Here is a 14792-nt window from a genome sequence, read left to right as displayed (position 1 = left end):
CCATGTCGCTCGAGTACTTCAATCCCGTGCGCAGCGTGTACGGGGTCGGGGCCCTGTCGTCCCTCCCCGGACTGCTCGGCAGCCAGCGCGCCGTCCTCGTGACCTTCCCCGAGGCGCGGGCGCTGGGCCTCGTGGCGCGCGTCGAGGCGCTGCTGAAGGACCGGCTGCGCGGCGTCATCGACGACCTGCAGCCCAACCCCGATGTCGCCGAGCTCAGCGGCCAGCACGAGGCGTTCTGGCGCGATGCCGGTGATGTCGAGACCATCATCGCGCTGGGCGGCGGCAGCGCGATCGACACCGCCAAGGCGCTGATGGTCGGCACGTCCAGCGGGCGCTTCGACGAGATCGTGGCCGCCCTGTCGGCCGGCCGCGCCCTCGAGCCGGCGCGCGTGAAGCGCCTGATCGCCGTGCCGACCACGGCCGGCACCGGCAGCGAGGTGACGCCATGGGCCACGATCTGGGACCGCCAGCGCCAGGTCAAGCATTCACTGCATCTGGCCGAGACCTGGCCCAGCGTCGCCGTCGTCGATCCCGAGCTGATGCTGTCGCTGCCCGCCGGCGTGACCTTGCAGAGCGGGCTCGACGCGCTTTCCCATGCGCTCGAAGCGATCTGGAACGTGAACGCCACCCCGCTGTCGGACACGTTCGCCGTCGCTGCCGCGCGCGAGATCCTCGCGGCGCTGCCGGCGCTGATGCAGCAGCCGGCCAGCATCATGCTGCGCGCCCGCATGGCGCTGGCCGCGCTCAAGGCCGGCATGGCCTTCAGCAACACGCGCACCGCGCTGGCGCACTCCATCTCCTACGAGATGACCCTGCGCTACGGCCTGCCGCACGGCATCGCCTGCTCGTTCTCGCTGCCCATGGTGCTGGAGCGGGCGCGCGGGCGCAGCGCCGAGCGCGACCGCGTGCTGAGCGAGGCGCTAGGGCCGCTCAACGACGCGCCGCAGCGCCTGGCGTCCTTCATCGAGCAGCTCGGCGTGAAGACCCGGTTCGCGGACTACGGCATCAGCGACGAGCAGGCCGACCGCATGGTGGCCCACGCGCTCACCGGCGCCCGCGGCCGCAACTTCATCGGCGCCCTGGAGGCAGCATGATCATCGATCGGATTTGCGACAGCGACGACTACCGACGCGAGGCCCTGCGCCTGGGCGGCGAACAGGTCCATACCCAGCGCGGCCTTGACGTCTTCAATCCCTACACCGGCAAGCGGGTCGGCACGGTCGCGATGGCCAGCGTCGAGCTGCTGCAGCGCGCCATCACGATCGCCCGCAGCTACCGGCCGACCCTGTCGCGCTTCGAGCGCGCGGCGATCCTGCAGCGTGCCGCGGCGCTGCTGCGCGAGCGCAGCGCGGAGGCCTCCGACCTGATCACGGCCGAGTCGGGCCTCAGCAAGATGGACAGCCTGTACGAGATCGGCCGTGTCTGCGACGTTCTCGGCTTCGGCGCCGGCGAGGTGCTGCGCGACGACGGCCAGGTGTTCTCGTGCGACCTGACGCCCCACGGCAAGCGGCGCAAGGTCATCACGATGCGCGAGCCGTTGCTGGGCGTGATCGCCGCCATCACCCCCTTCAACCATCCGATGAACCAGGTCGCGCACAAGGTGGTGCCGAGCATCGCCACCAACAACCGGATGGTGCTCAAGCCGTCGGAGAAGGTTCCGCTGTCGGCGTTGTACTTCGCCGACGTGCTGTACGAGGCCGGGCTGCCGCCGGCCATGCTGCAGGTGGTGACCGGCGATCCGCGCGAGATCGGCGACGAGCTGCTGACGCACCCGGACGTGGACCTGATCACCTTCACCGGCGGTGTCGGCATCGGCAAGTACATCGCCAGCAAGGCCGGCTACCGCCGCATCGTGCTGGAGCTCGGCGGCAATGATCCGCTGATCGTGATGGACGACGCCGACCTCGACAAGGCGTCGGACCTCGCGGTGCAGGGGTCCTACAAGAATTCGGGACAGCGCTGCACGGCCGTCAAGCGCATGCTGGTCCATCAGGCGGTGGCCGGCGCGTTCACGGAGCTGGTGGTCGAGAAGACGCGCCGCTGGCGCTATGGCGATCCGGCGGACCCCGCCAACCAGATGGGCACCGTGATCAACGAGCCGGCGGCCCGCTTGTTCGAGGTGCGGGTGAACGAGGCGGTGGCGCAAGGCGCCAGACTGCTGACCGGCAACGCGCGCGAGAGGGCCCTCTATGCCCCGACGGTGCTGGACCAGGTCCGGCCCGACATGGCCGTGGTCCGCGAGGAAACCTTCGGCCCGGTCTCGCCGATCATCACCTTCGGCGACGTCGACGAGGCCATCGCCATCGCCAACGGCACGGCTTACGGCCTGTCCTCGGGCGTCTGCACCAATCGCATGGACGTCGCCACGCGCTTTGCCCAGGAGCTGCATGTCGGCACCGTCAACCTGTGGGAAGTGCCCGGCTACCGCATCGAGCTGACGCCGTTCGGCGGCATCAAGGATTCGGGGCTGGGCTACAAGGAAGGCGTGCAGGAGGCGATCAAGTCGTTCACCAACTGCAAGACCTTCACCCTGCCCTGGTAGACTCCGGAATCGCTTTCGCGCAGAAAATCAGAACTGTCATCCCGAGCGAAGCGAGGGATCTCCTGCGAATGGCGCACCGTGCGTCTCTCGCAGGAGATCCCTCGCTGCGCTCGGGATGACAGCGAGGTTGCAAGCCCTGCTGGCAGCCGGCGCTCCGTCGCGCCGACCTGCCATGCAGGGATAGTACGGCCATCACCGAAGGAAGTTTTGCCCGGCCTCCGTATGATCGGGCCATGAACGAGTTGTCATGGCGTTACGCCGGCTGGCGTGTGGTGATCGCCTGTTTCTTCGCGGCCGTCTGCGCCTGGGGGTTCGGCTTCTACGGCCATGGCGTGTTCCTGGCCGAGCTGCACAAGCGGCACGGCTGGTCGTCCGGACTGATCTCGTCGGCCACGACGGTCTACTACCTCGTGGGTGCCGTGCTGCTCGCCTTCGTCAACGACGCCGTGAACCGGCTCGGGCCGAAGCGCTTCATGCTGCTGGGCGTGGTGGCGCTGGGGCTGTCGGCGGCCGTGATCCCGTTCATCACCGCTCCCTGGCAGCTCTACGCCGCGTATGTGCTGATGGCGTTCGGCTGGGCCGCCACCAGCCTGGCCTCGATCGTCACCATCCTGGGCCTGTGGTTCCAGGCCAAGCGCGGCATGGCGATCAGCCTGGCGCTGAACGGCGCCAGCAGCGGCAGCATCATCGTCACACCGGCCATGGTGGCGCTGACCGGCTGGCTGGGGTTCTCCTGGGCGGTGCCGCTCACGGTCCTGGGCATGGCCGTCATCCTGACGCCGATGGTGCTGGCCTGGGTCGACTGGCCGCCGCCCGCCAACCCGCCGGCAGCGTCGACCACGGCGTCGGCAGCGCCGGCGCCATCGGCACCGGCCGTCGCATGGACGAAGGCGCGGGCCCTGCGCAGCCTGGGGTTCTGGAGCATAACGGTGCCGTTCGGCTTGGGCATCTCGGCCCAGGTCGGCTTCCTGGTGCATCAGATCGCGATCCTCGAGCCGGCGATCGGCGCCGTGCAGGCCGGCATCGCGGTCGCCTTGACCGGCGCCTTCGCCATCGGCGCCCGCCTGACGATGAGCTTCTTCATCGACCGCCTGCACCAGCGCCTGGCCACCGCGATCCTGCTCGTCAACCAGGCCGTCGCCTTGCTTGCACTGACATGGAGCAGCGAGCCCCTGGCGCTGTACGTCGCCTGCTGCGCCTTCGGCCTCTCGGTCGGCAACCTGATCACCCTGCCCTCGCTGATCGTCCAGCGTGAGTTCCCGCCGGCCGCCTTCGCCCTGGTCACCAACCTGTCGGCAGCCGTCAACGGCATCACCTATGCGTTCGCGCCCGGTATCCTGGGCATCCTGCGCGATGCCACCGGCAGCTATACCGTGCCGCTGCACGTCTGCATCGCGGCCGAGCTGCTGGCGGCGGTGATCGTGCTGCTCAAGCCGCGACGGGTTTGATCGACCCGACCAGGCTCTGGCGGCATCCGCGAGGGCTTCTATTGCTGCGGCGCGGGGCGTTCCCTCGACGCTTCAATCTCCATTACATGCAATATGTTGTCATATCAGCAGGCTGCTGAAAGCCAATATAGCAATTGAAATTCTAAAAATCCCTTGTGCAGGCGACACAGATATAGCAATATATTGATATTATTGAAGCCGATATGGATCTGGGAGGACTCATGAAGCGTTTCGACGACAGGACCGTCATTGTCACCGGCGGTGGCGGCGGCATCGGCGGCGCAGCCTGCCGCAGGTTTGCCCAGGAAGGCGCTCGCGTCGCCGTGTTCGACGTCAACCTCGAAGCGGCCGAGAAAGTCGCCGCTGCCATCCAGGGCGACGGCGGCACCGCCAAGGCGATCCGGTGCGACATCACGGACCGATCGAGCGTCGACGCCGCCGTCGCAGCGGCGGAGGCTGCGTTCGGGCCGACCGGTGTGCTCGTGAACAACGCGGGCTGGGACGTCTTCCGCCCCTTCACCAAGACCGAGCCGGCGCAGTGGGACCGGCTCATTGCCATCAACCTGACAGGCGCCCTGCACATGCACCACGCGGTGCTGCCCGGCATGGTGGCGCGCAAGACAGGCCGCATCGTCAACATCGCTTCCGATGCCGCCCGCGTCGGGTCGTCCGGCGAGGCCGTGTACGCAGCCTGCAAGGGCGGCATCGTCGCCTTCTCGAAGACCATCGCCCGCGAGCATGCCCGTCACGGCATCACCGTCAACGTCGTGTGCCCTGGGCCGACCGACACGGCGCTGTTTGCGGACTACAAGGAAGGCGCCGGCAATCCGGAGAAGCTCGAGGAGGCTTTCAGGCGCTCCATCCCGCTCGGCCGCATCGGCCAGCCCGAGGACCTCCCCGGCGCCATCCTGTTCTTCGCAAGCGACGACGCCCGGTATGTGACGGGCCAGGTTCTGAGCGTGTCCGGCGGACTGACGATGAACGGTTGACCGCACCCGCCACTCGAGGAGCAAGCCCATGGAATTCGAGGACCTTATCTACGAGATCCGCAACGGCGTGGCCTGGATCATCATCAACCGCCCGGAGAAGATGAATGCCTTCCGCGGCAAGACGTGCGACGAGCTGATCCGGGCCCTCTACAAGGCCGGCTACGACAAGAGCGTCGGCGCCGTCGTGCTCGCCGGCGCTGGCGACCGTGCTTTCTGCACCGGCGGCGACCAGTCGGCCCATGACGGCAACTACGATGGCCGGGGCACGGTCGGCCTGCCCATGGAAGAGCTGCATACGGCGATACGCGACATACCCAAGCCGGTGATCGCGCGCGTGCAGGGCTATGCGATCGGCGGCGGCAACGTGCTGTGCACGATATGCGACCTGACGATCTGCTCGGACAAGGCGGTCTTCGGCCAGGTCGGCCCCAAGATGGGCTCGGTCGACCCCGGCTACGGCACGGCTTTCCTGGCCCGTGTCGTCGGCGAGAAGAAGGCACGCGAGATGTGGTACATGTGCCGCCGCTACAGCGGCCAGGAAGCGGTCGCGATGGGCCTCGCCAACGCCTGCGTTCCGCATGACCAGCTCGACGCCGAAGTCCAGAAATGGGGCGAGGAGCTGTGCGAGCGCAGCCCGACGGCGATCGCGATCGCAAAGCGCAGCTTCAACATGGACACCGCCCACCAGGCCGGCATCGCCGGCATGGGCATGTACGCGCTCAAGCTCTACTACGACACCGAGGAATCGCGCGAGGGCGTCAAGGCGTTGCAGGAGAAGCGCAAGCCCGACTTCCGCAAGTTCGCCCGATAGAGCACGTCCTCCCCGACCTGCGGTTGGGACGGACGACAATGCCCGGCAGGGCAATCGCATATGGCTTCTGTCATCCTGAGCGAAGCGAAGGATCTTGCGATGGGCGGCACCAGTCCACTGGCGGCTATGGTGACGGCTGGGACCGCGCCGCTCCAGCGGCGCTCTTCCCAGCGATCGCCATGAGCGTCGCTGGAGCGACGCGGTCCGACCCGTCACCAGCAACGCCGGTGCTGTGCCAGCCATCGCAAGATCCTTCGCTTCGCTCTGGATGACAAGACTGTCGCCAACACCATATGCGATCGTCCTACAATGCCCAGGGAGGCCGCCAGATGAATCCGTATCTCGATGAGGATCTGGTTGCGCTCGGCGACCAGGCCCGGCGGTTCGCCGCCGATCGCATCGCGCCGGGCTTCCAGGAGCGCGACCGGACACGAGTCCTCGACCGCGGGCTGATGAAGGCGATGGGCGAGATGGGCTTCATCGCCCCGGAGCTGCCCGAACGGTTTGGCGGCCTCGGGCTGGGCTGCCTCGCGGCCGGGATAATCCACGAGGAGGTCGCCCGCGCCGACCTCAGCATCTCGTATATCAATCTGCTGGCGTCGCTGAACGGCCAGATCCTGTCGCATCATGGCCGGCCGGACGTTGTCGGCCCGTGGCTCACCCGCCTGACGCGCGGCGAGGCACTTCTGGCGATCGCGCTGACCGAGCCGCGCGGCGGCTCGGATGCGGCCAATCTTCGCCTGCAGATCGAGCGCGCTGGGGACGGATACATCCTCAATGGCGAGAAGACCTCCATCTCGGCCGCCGACCAGGCGGACGCGGCTGTCGTGTTCGGCCGCACGGGGACACTTGATTCTGGCGCGCATGGCGTGACGGCGCTGCTCGTTCCGATGGACCTGCCGGGCGTGACGCGAAGCCGCTTCGATTGCCACGGCCAGCGCGCGATCGGGCGTGGCTCGATCTTCTTCGAGGACGTGCGCGTTCCCGCCTCGCACCGGCTCGGCGACGAGAACAAGGGCTTCGTGCAGGTGATGCAGGGCTTCGATTTCTCGCGCGCCCTGATCGGCCTGCAGGTCCTCGGCGTCGCGCGCATCGCGCTGGAGGAGACCTGGGCGCATGTGCGGGAGCGCCAGGCCTTCGGCCAGCCCCTGTCGGCCTTCCAGGGCGTGTCGCATCCGCTCGCCGAGCTCGACACGCAGGTCGAGGCGGCGCGCCTGCTCTGCCTGCAGGCGCTGTGGCTGAAGGACCGCGGCGCCCCGCACAGCGCCGAGGCCGCGATGTGCAAGTGGTGGGCGCCCCAGCTTGCCTACGACGTCGTCCACCAGTGCCTGTTGATGTTCGGCCATGGCGGCTACGACCGCGGACCGATGGAGCAGCGGCTGCGCGACGTTCTCGGCTTCCAGATCGGTGATGGCACGGCCCAGATCATGAAGACTATCATCGCCCGCACGCGGGCTGGCCGCGCGGCGGTCCCCGCTTGAGACGACGATGCCTGTCCCTGGAGACGCACCATGGAATTCGATGCCGTTCTTCTGCCGCCGCGCCGCGCCCAGAGCATTGCACGCGGCCATTGGCACGACCGCACGATCAACGACGCCCTCGATGCCTGCCTGCTTGCCTGCCCCGACAAGCGCGCCCTGACGGCCGTTCGCCAGGACACCGGTGAGGTCCGCCGGTTCACCTACCGCCAGCTTGCGACGATGGCCGATCGAATCGCGGTCGGCCTGGCCCGGCTGGGTATCGGACGCGGCGATGTCGTTGCCATGCAATTGCCCAACTGGTGGCAGTTCAGCATGTTGTACCTCGCCTGCTCGCGCCTGGGCGCAGTGCTCAATCCGCTGATGCCGATCTTTCGCGAGCGGGAGCTCGGCTTCATGCTGAAGCATGCCGAAGCAAAGGTGTTGATTGTCCCGCGGCAATTCCGCAGCTTCAACCATGAGGCGATGGCGCAGCGCCTGCAGCCGGGCCTCCCCTCGCTGACCCGCATTGTCGTCGTCGACGCCAGCAGCAGCGCCGATGATTTCGATACGCTGCTGAGCGGGCCTGAATGGGAGAAGGATCCCGATGCGCCCGGGATACTGGCTGCGAGCCGGCCCCGTCCCGATGACATCACCCAGCTGATCTACACGTCGGGGACCACCGGTGAGCCGAAGGGTGTGATGCATTCCGCCAACACGCTCATGGCCAACATCATCCCCTACGCCGAGCGCCTGCGGCTCGGCGGGAACGACATCATCCTGATGGCATCGCCAATGGCCCATCAGACCGGTTTCATGTACGGCCTGATGATGCCGATCATGCTTCAGGCCGCGGCCGTCCTGCAGGACGTCTGGGATCCGGCAAAGGCGGTCGACCTGATACGCGAGGAAGGCGTCACATTCACCATGGCATCCACGCCGTTCCTGACAGACCTCACGCGCATCGTCTCCGAGACCGGCAAGGGCGTCCCGAGCCTCAAGACCTTCCTGTGCGCGGGCGCGCCGATTCCGGGACCCCTGGTCGAGCAGGCCCGCAGCACGCTCGGCGCCAAGATCGTTTCAGCCTGGGGCATGACCGAGAACGGTGCGGTCACCCTGATCAGGCCCGAGGACGATGACGTCCTCGCCTGCACGACTGACGGCTGCGCGCTGCCCGGCACCGAGGTCAAGGTCATCGACGAGGACGGCAGGACCATGGCGTCCGGGCAGATCGGCCGCCTGGTCGTCCGCTCCTGCTCGAACTTCGGCGGCTACCTGAAGCGGCCGCAGTGGAACGCCACGGATGGTGATGGCTGGTTCGACACCGGCGATCTCGCGCGCATGGATGCCAACGGCTATATCCGCATCAGCGGCCGCAGCAAGGACGTCATCATCAGGGGCGGCGAGAACATACCCGTCGTCGAGGTCGAGGCGCTCCTGTACAAGCACCCTGCCGTCGCCCAGGTCGCCATTGTCGCCTATCCGGACGAGCGGCTGGGCGAGCGCGCCTGCGCCGTCATCGTCCCGAAAGCCGGCCAGACGCTCGACTTTGCCGCAATGACGGCGTTTCTGAAGCTGCAGAACCTCGCGCTGCAGTACATTCCCGAGCGGCTCGTCCTGCGTGACGTGATGCCGGCCACGCCGTCGGGAAAGGTCCAGAAGTTCCGGCTGCGCGAGATGCTGCGCGAAGGCACCCTTTAGCGCCGCCGAGCCGCGCCACCACACCTGTCATCCCGAGCTCAGCGAGGGATCTCCCGCGAATGGCGCACCGTGCATCCCCCGCAGGAGATCCCTCTCCTGAGCCTGTCGAAGGGGCACTCGGAATGGCAGTCGCTATCGATCGTCGGCGCCTAATCCCGATACGACGGGTCGATGCCGTCGAGCTTGCGCAGGAGCGCCGGCCATTCGTGCAGGCCCAGCCGCCGGCGGACACCCGGCTTGAAGAGGTGGTTGGTCTCCTCCACCACCGCGCTCGGCGGCAGCGACAGCTCGGTGTTGCACGACAGCGTCATGACCTGAAGCTGGCAGGCGCGCTCGAGCCGGAAGATGTTGTTGAAGGCCTCGGGGATGCTGGCGCCGGTCGCCAGCAGGCCGTGGTTGCGCAGGATCATCACCTCGCGATCGCCGAGGTTCCTGACCAGGCGCTCCTGCTCGGCCATGCGGATCGCCGGCCCCTCGTAGTCATGATACGCCACGTCGATGAAGCGCATCGCCGTCTGCGCCAACGGCAGAAGCCCCATCTTCATCGCCGACACCGCCATGCCGGCGAGCGTATGGGTGTGGATCACGCAATCGACGTCATGGCGCGCCCTGTGCACGGCGCTGTGGATCACGAAGCCGGCCTTGTTGATGTCGAGCTCGGTCGAATTGAACAGCACGTTGCCGTCGAGGTCGACCTTGATGAAGCACGAGGCATGCATCTGCTCGTAGAGCAGGCCGTAGGGATTGAGCAGGAACGCGTTGTCCTCGCCCGGCACGCGCGTCGAGATGTGGTTGGCGATCATCTCGTCCATGCCGTGGAGGTGCACGAGGCGGTAGCAGGCCGCGAGGTCGACCCGCTTCTGCCACTCCTCCGGGCTGACCTGGTCGCGCACCGAGCGCGCGTTCCTGAGCACCGTGACCGCCATGCTGTCCTCCTCCGACCGTCCCGTTCAGCTTATTCCGCCGGTCGGATACCTGTCATGCGTGACTTGCGGTATACCCGGCATCAAAGGCATGCACGGGTGCTGCCCGCAGCGGCTATACACAACCAGGAACAGCTCAGGGAAAGGTGACATGACCGGCTCATCGAATTACGGCTTTGAAACTCTGTCAATCCACGCCGGCGCGGCGCCTGATCCGACGACGGGCTCGCGGGCGCTGCCGATTCACCAGACGACAGCCTATGTCTTCGAGGACGCGGACCATGCGGCGGCGCTGTTCAACCTGCAGACCGTCGGCTTCATCTATTCCCGCCTGACCAACCCCACCACGGCGGCGCTGGAGGCCCGGTTGGCGGCGCTCGAGGGCGGCCGCGGCGCTACGGTCACCGCTTCGGGCCATGCCGCGCAGGTGCTGGCCCTCTTCCCGCTGATGACGCCCGGCGACGAGGTCGTGGCCAGCACGAAGCTCTACGGCGGCTCGATCCAGCAGATGCGCAACACCTATCCCAAGTTCGGCTGGAAGGCGGTGTTCGTCGATCCCGACGACCCGGAGAATTTCCGCCGGGCTGCGACGGCGAAGACCAAGGCCTTCTTCATCGAGAGCCTGGCCAACCCCGGCGGCGTTGTCTGCGACATCGAAGCCATCGCCAAGATCGCCGAGTCGGTGGGCGTGCCGCTGCTCGTCGACAACACGCTGGCCTCGCCCTACCTGTGCCGGCCGATTGATTACGGCGCGACGCTGGTGGTGCATTCCACCACCAAGTTCCTGTGCGGCACCGGCACCGCCATGGGCGGCGCCGTGGTCGATTCAGGCAAGTTCGACTGGTCGCGCGGCGGACGCTTCCCGTCGCTGGCCGGTCCCGAGCCGGCATATCACGGGCTCAACTTCTACGAGACGTTCGGCGACATGGCCTACACCTTCCACGGTCATGCCGTGGGGCTGCGCGATCTCGGCCCGTCGCAGTCGCCGATCAACGCCTGGATCACGATGCTGGGCATCGAGACCCTGGCCCTGCGCATGGAGCGGCATTGCGCCAACGCCCAGAAGGTCGCCGAGTACCTTGAGGCCCATCCCGCTGTGGCCTGGGTGAACTATGCCGGACTGCCGTCCAACAATTACCATGCGCTGGCCCGGAAGTACCTGCCCAAGGGTGCCGGGTCGGTCTTCACATTCGGCCTGAAGGGCGGCTACGAGGCCGGCGTGAAGCTGGTCGACGCCGTCGAGCTCTTCTCGCATCTTGCCAATATCGGCGATGCCAAGAGCCTGATCATCCACCCGGCGTCGACGACGCACCGCCAGCTCACCGATGAGCAGCGCACCGCCGCCGGCGCCGGCCCTGATGTGGTGCGCCTCTCGATCGGCATCGAAAGCGTCGCCGACATCATCGCCGATCTCGAGCAGGGGCTGGCCAAGGCCAGCGCCGGCGCGGCGAAAGCGGCGGAATAGGCGCTGCCTGCCCTCGTCGTGCGAAAGCCCGCCGTCATCGGCGGGCTTTTTCATTGCGCCCCCGCATGCGGCGTCATTGAATGTCCACCCGCCGGGCATGCGGCACGGCGACGACACCATCAAAGGATCAGAGGAAACGATGGCCAAGGTGAAGATCTACGGTCCCGTACAGTCGCGCGCCGCGCGCGTGCTGTGGTGCGCCCGCGAATGCGGCATCGAGTTCGAGCATCTGGGAACCGACTCGAAAGCCCTGAAGGCCGATCCGGATTTCGCCCGCATCAACCCCAACGGCAAGGTGCCGGCCATGGTCGACGGCGACCTGGCGCTGTTCGAATCGATGGCGATCAACCTCTACCTGGCGCACAAGTACGGCGAGGCGCTGTGGCCCGCCACCGTCGAGGACGAAGCCCGCGTCTACCAGTGGAGCTTCTGGGGCATGACCGAGGTCGAGAAGTCGCTGCTGACCATCGTCATCGACATGTTCATGACGCCACCGGACAAGAAGAACCCGCAAGCCGTCGAGGGCGCCAAGGCGGCCTTGGCCGCCCCGTTGAAAGTCCTCAACGACGCGCTCAAGGGCAAGCAGTACCTGCTGGGCGACAACTTCACGATCGCCGACCTCAACCTCGCCGCGATCATGGCCTGGGCCAAGCTGGCCAAGATCGACATGACGGGCAACGGCGACGCCGCCAACTGGCTCGATCGCTGCCTGTCACGTCCGGCGTTCCGCGGGAAGTAGGCGCCGCATATCCGTCCAGGCGTTGCGGCGAGCCGCGACGCCCGGCACGGCAATCGAGACGGCCTACTCCGCCGGCACCGGGCGCGGCGATGCCGCGACCTCGGGCTCTTGCCGGCTGTCGCCGCCGGACGGCAGCATCAGCGCCACCAGCCACACCAGCACGCCGGTCGCTGCCAGGCCCAAGAACAGCAGCTCGAGGCTGCCGGTGAGCGCCTTGATATGGGCGATCAGCCAGATCGCCACCGGACCGGCGCCGAAGGCGACGATGAATTTCGCGCCGAACCCCAGCCCGTGGTAGCGGGTCGGCGTGTAGCGGCCGATCAGCAGGTTCTCCGCCGGCCCCGATGCCGCGCTGATGATGACCGAGGCCATCGCCGCCAGGAACACGCCGTAGCCGGGCAGCCAGGCCAGGCCGAGCATCGCCAGGACTTGCAGGAACGCCGCCAGGACGTAGACCCGCTTCAGGGAGTAGCGGTCCGACAGCCCGCCCAGGAAGTACTGGGTGACTCCCGAGACGGCATAGATCGCCGATCCGAGCAAGCCGACCCAGAACGCCATCTTCTTGGCTTCGGCCGCGAGCTGGCCGTTGGTCATGGTCTGCAGCCAGTCGACCTCCGCCGCCATGCGCTGCTCGAACAGGCCGGGCGCGCCGTACTGGATCGCCTGCCAGATGACCCCGCCGGCGAACATCGTGACTGTGAGGATGACGAAGACGCGCACCAGGTCGCCGCGGCTGGGCTGCTTGCCCGGCACGGCCGGCATCGGCCGGTCGCCAACCCTGCCGGTCCGCCAGTGATAGAGCAGCCCCAGTCCGGCGATCAGGCAGATGATGCCGGGCACGAGGAAGGCGGCGCGCCAGGAGAAGAAGTTGATCAGCAGCCCGGTGCCGGCGCCGCAGGCGGCCAGGCCGGCGCTGCCGAAGACGCCGTTGATGCCCATGGCATGGCCCGGCCGCGAGGCGTTGCGCATCACCCAGGCGATGCCGACGGCGTGGTAGATCGCCGCGAACATCCCCAGCCCTGCCATCGCCAGCTCCAGCATCAGGAAGCCGCGGTCGGGCACGAGGGCGCAGGCGATGGCCGCAGCCCCCATGCCGAAGAACATGACCACGATCATGCCCGGCGCGCTCCAGTGGTCGCTGAGCCAGCCGGCCGGCAGCGCGGCAATGCCGATCAGGAATGCCGCGAGCTGCCATAGCGGCAGCAGCACCACCTGATGGTCCAGGGGCTGGCCGGGCTCGCCCCATGACGCTGCCATGCCGACGGCGATGTAGGGGAAGAACCCCGCCATGTAGTGCATGAGGGCGTGGCCGATGGACGAGTAGCCAAGGACCAGGCTCTCGTTGGCGACCGGCGCGGGCGAAGCTGGCAGGGACTGGGCCGACATCAGGGGAGCACTCGATTGGACGGGCACCCTGCCCGTCACGCTTGGTCGCCGGCATATTGACCACGTGCCGCCAGGCGAACAACGGCTGCCGATGCATCGCCGTGTTGCGCGCGGCCTCACACCATCTCGGTGGGCCCGGTTTCGTCGGCGATCCAGTCGAGAAACGGCTCATGACCAGCCGCGATCGGCAGCGCCACCACGCAAGGCAGCTCGTAGGAGTGCAGCTCGACGATACGCTCCTTGAGTGCGTCGAAGAGATCCTCGCGTGTCTTGAGAATCAGGATCGCCTCGCGTCCTTTCTGCACGCTGCCCTGCCAGCGGAAGATCGATCGCATGCCGTCCAGCACATTGGCGCAGGCCGCCAGGCGGGCATCGACCACCGCCTCGCCGATCCGCTCCGCCTCATCGGCATCACCGGCAGTCACATAAACGAACAATACCTGGGACATGCGCGCCTCCGTTCGGCACAACATGCGGTGATCTTGGGTTGAGTTTCAACTATTCCGAATTTTTGTTTTATTTTCATATAGTTGTCGGCTATTCTTTCAGTGGGGATGCGCTGGGAAGCGCTGGTGTGGGGTTGATCATGGTCGCAGACAGCAAGCCGGCGCGGCGCGCGCCAAAGCTCATATTTGACTCGAATATAGAGTCGGAATATATTGAAAATATTACAGATAGAGAAATTTCTTATCTTCGCCGCGGCCTCGATCAGGCGGGCGGCAAGCTGCCCCTGTTCGATCTCGACGGGCAGGAGTTCGAGCCGCCGATGATCCGCCGTTGCGTCGAGCGTGGCTGGGCCGAGCCATGGTTCAGCAATCCGCTGAAGCCCGACTGGCTCGTGTGCAAGCTGACCACCGCCGGACGCGCCGCCCTCGAGCACGCGCTGGACCTCAGAGCACGCCGGTCGGCGCCTGCCGCGGCGACGTGGCGCCAGCGCCGCGCCGGCTGAGGACGCCGCATCTCGGGCTACAAACCAGCCGACTTTGTTTTCATTGCTGAGGAGAAGCGGGAGCGGATGCCGCTCACCGACCCGATGGCCTGACGTCGACATCCTGCCCGATTTCTCCGGGCACATGTCGCCAGTGAAGAAGAGAATTGGTCGGGGCGGCCGGATTTGAACCGACGACCCCCAGTCCCCCAGCAGTAAGATGATCATCCAACATATTGAGATCGCTATATATTTGAGCAGCCGCTTTTGATGATTTACGCCTGTTTCATCCCCGCAGTCCCACATCGAGTCCCACACGAATGCGCCGCCACTCTGGAAAGATACTTGCTTAGCGCCATTTCATTAATATCTTCCTTCGGCATTTGCATGACGCACGCAACGA

13 protein-coding genes are annotated in these 14792 nt (G+C 66.8%); 10 read left to right on the top strand and 3 right to left on the bottom strand.

The features are described from left to right. The first annotated feature begins 2 nt into the window (after window positions 1–2). The 7 genes from psrA (at window position 3) to aliA (ending at window position 8948) form a co-directional block, all read left to right on the top strand. On the top strand, window positions 3–1094 hold the full coding sequence (psrA, locus tag FHP25_RS25235) for an iron-containing alcohol dehydrogenase PsrA (protein ID WP_147849749.1): 1092 nt from the start codon (window positions 3–5) through the stop codon (window positions 1092–1094). Continuing rightward, on the top strand, window positions 1091–2542 hold the full coding sequence (gene phnY / locus FHP25_RS25230; protein WP_147849748.1) for a phosphonoacetaldehyde dehydrogenase: 1452 nt from the start codon (window positions 1091–1093) through the stop codon (window positions 2540–2542). Before psrA ends, phnY begins: the two co-directional genes overlap by 4 nt. A gap of 233 nt (window positions 2543–2775) precedes the next feature. Beyond that, window positions 2776–3990, top strand: coding sequence for an MFS transporter (locus FHP25_RS25225; protein ID WP_147849747.1), 1215 nt, complete (start codon window positions 2776–2778; stop codon window positions 3988–3990). A gap of 221 nt (window positions 3991–4211) precedes the next feature. After that, entirely contained in the window at window positions 4212–4979 is a 768-nt protein-coding gene (gene badH, locus FHP25_RS25220; protein WP_147849746.1) for a 2-hydroxycyclohexanecarboxyl-CoA dehydrogenase, read from the top strand. 28 nt (window positions 4980–5007) lie between these two features. Continuing rightward, window positions 5008–5790 (top strand): 2-ketocyclohexanecarboxyl-CoA hydrolase, encoded by a 783-nt coding sequence (gene badI / locus FHP25_RS25215; RefSeq protein ID WP_147849745.1) that lies wholly within the window; start codon window positions 5008–5010, stop codon window positions 5788–5790. A 329-nt stretch (window positions 5791–6119) separates the two neighbouring features. Further along, window positions 6120–7271, top strand: a complete 1152-nt coding sequence (gene aliB / locus FHP25_RS25210; protein ID WP_147849744.1) for a cyclohexanecarboxyl-CoA dehydrogenase — start codon at window positions 6120–6122, stop codon at window positions 7269–7271. Between the two features lie 30 nt (window positions 7272–7301). After that, a complete protein-coding gene (aliA, locus tag FHP25_RS25205; RefSeq protein WP_147849743.1) occupies window positions 7302–8948 on the top strand; it encodes a cyclohexanecarboxylate-CoA ligase in 1647 nt (548 codons plus the stop codon). Window positions 8949–9097: 149 nt separating this feature from the next. Here the strand turns inward: aliA and FHP25_RS25200 are convergent, their stop codons facing one another. Beyond that, window positions 9098–9874 (bottom strand): class II aldolase/adducin family protein, encoded by a 777-nt coding sequence (locus tag FHP25_RS25200; protein ID WP_147849742.1) that lies wholly within the window; start codon window positions 9872–9874, stop codon window positions 9098–9100. Between the two features lie 148 nt (window positions 9875–10022). Here FHP25_RS25200 and FHP25_RS25195 point away from each other — a divergent pair, with 148 nt between their 5' ends. Together FHP25_RS25195 and FHP25_RS25190 are read left to right on the top strand one after the other, a co-directional pair. Continuing rightward, window positions 10023–11336: an O-acetylhomoserine aminocarboxypropyltransferase gene (locus FHP25_RS25195; protein WP_147849741.1), complete on the top strand. Its 1314-nt coding sequence runs from the start codon at window positions 10023–10025 to the stop codon at window positions 11334–11336. Between the two features lie 139 nt (window positions 11337–11475). Continuing rightward, a complete protein-coding gene (locus FHP25_RS25190; RefSeq protein ID WP_178133771.1) occupies window positions 11476–12075 on the top strand; it encodes a glutathione S-transferase family protein in 600 nt (199 codons plus the stop codon). Between the two features lie 63 nt (window positions 12076–12138). On the opposite strand, the gene FHP25_RS25185 is transcribed toward FHP25_RS25190, so the two are convergent. Both FHP25_RS25185 and cutA read right to left on the bottom strand, forming a co-directional pair. Beyond that, window positions 12139–13461 carry an MFS transporter gene (locus tag FHP25_RS25185; RefSeq protein ID WP_147849739.1) on the bottom strand — a complete coding sequence of 441 codons (1323 nt, stop codon included), beginning with the start codon at window positions 13459–13461 and terminating at the stop codon, window positions 12139–12141. Window positions 13462–13577: 116 nt separating this feature from the next. Further along, window positions 13578–13910 (bottom strand): divalent-cation tolerance protein CutA, encoded by a 333-nt coding sequence (cutA, locus tag FHP25_RS25180; protein ID WP_147849738.1) that lies wholly within the window; start codon window positions 13908–13910, stop codon window positions 13578–13580. A gap of 38 nt (window positions 13911–13948) precedes the next feature. Here cutA and FHP25_RS41980 point away from each other — a divergent pair, with 38 nt between their 5' ends. Continuing rightward, window positions 13949–14410: a hypothetical protein gene (locus FHP25_RS41980; protein ID WP_231712466.1), complete on the top strand. Its 462-nt coding sequence runs from the start codon at window positions 13949–13951 to the stop codon at window positions 14408–14410. Window positions 14411–14792: the final 382 nt, after the last annotated feature.

Source organism: Vineibacter terrae (assembly GCF_008039615.1).
GTDB classification, from domain to species: domain Bacteria; phylum Pseudomonadota; class Alphaproteobacteria; order Reyranellales; family Reyranellaceae; genus Vineibacter; species Vineibacter terrae.
Note: the sequence above shows the minus strand (reverse complement) of the source record. Positions and strands in the feature narration are given on the sequence as shown.

Bases quoted from the DNA above. Each gene is read 5' to 3' on its own strand.
- psrA (WP_147849749.1), top strand. From the start codon at position 3: ATGTCGCTCGAGTACTTCAATCCCGTGCGCAGCGTGTACGGGGTCGGG.
- phnY (WP_147849748.1), top strand. From the start codon at position 1,091: ATGATCATCGATCGGATTTGCGACAGCGACGACTACCGACGCGAGGCC.
- FHP25_RS25225 (WP_147849747.1), top strand. From the start codon at position 2,776: ATGAACGAGTTGTCATGGCGTTACGCCGGCTGGCGTGTGGTGATCGCC.
- badH (WP_147849746.1), top strand. From the start codon at position 4,212: ATGAAGCGTTTCGACGACAGGACCGTCATTGTCACCGGCGGTGGCGGC.
- badI (WP_147849745.1), top strand. From the start codon at position 5,008: ATGGAATTCGAGGACCTTATCTACGAGATCCGCAACGGCGTGGCCTGG.
- aliB (WP_147849744.1), top strand. From the start codon at position 6,120: ATGAATCCGTATCTCGATGAGGATCTGGTTGCGCTCGGCGACCAGGCC.
- aliA (WP_147849743.1), top strand. From the start codon at position 7,302: ATGGAATTCGATGCCGTTCTTCTGCCGCCGCGCCGCGCCCAGAGCATT.
- FHP25_RS25200 (WP_147849742.1), bottom strand. From the start codon at position 9,874: ATGGCGGTCACGGTGCTCAGGAACGCGCGCTCGGTGCGCGACCAGGTC.
- FHP25_RS25195 (WP_147849741.1), top strand. From the start codon at position 10,023: ATGACCGGCTCATCGAATTACGGCTTTGAAACTCTGTCAATCCACGCC.
- FHP25_RS25190 (WP_178133771.1), top strand. From the start codon at position 11,476: ATGGCCAAGGTGAAGATCTACGGTCCCGTACAGTCGCGCGCCGCGCGC.
- FHP25_RS25185 (WP_147849739.1), bottom strand. From the start codon at position 13,461: ATGTCGGCCCAGTCCCTGCCAGCTTCGCCCGCGCCGGTCGCCAACGAG.
- cutA (WP_147849738.1), bottom strand. From the start codon at position 13,910: ATGTCCCAGGTATTGTTCGTTTATGTGACTGCCGGTGATGCCGATGAG.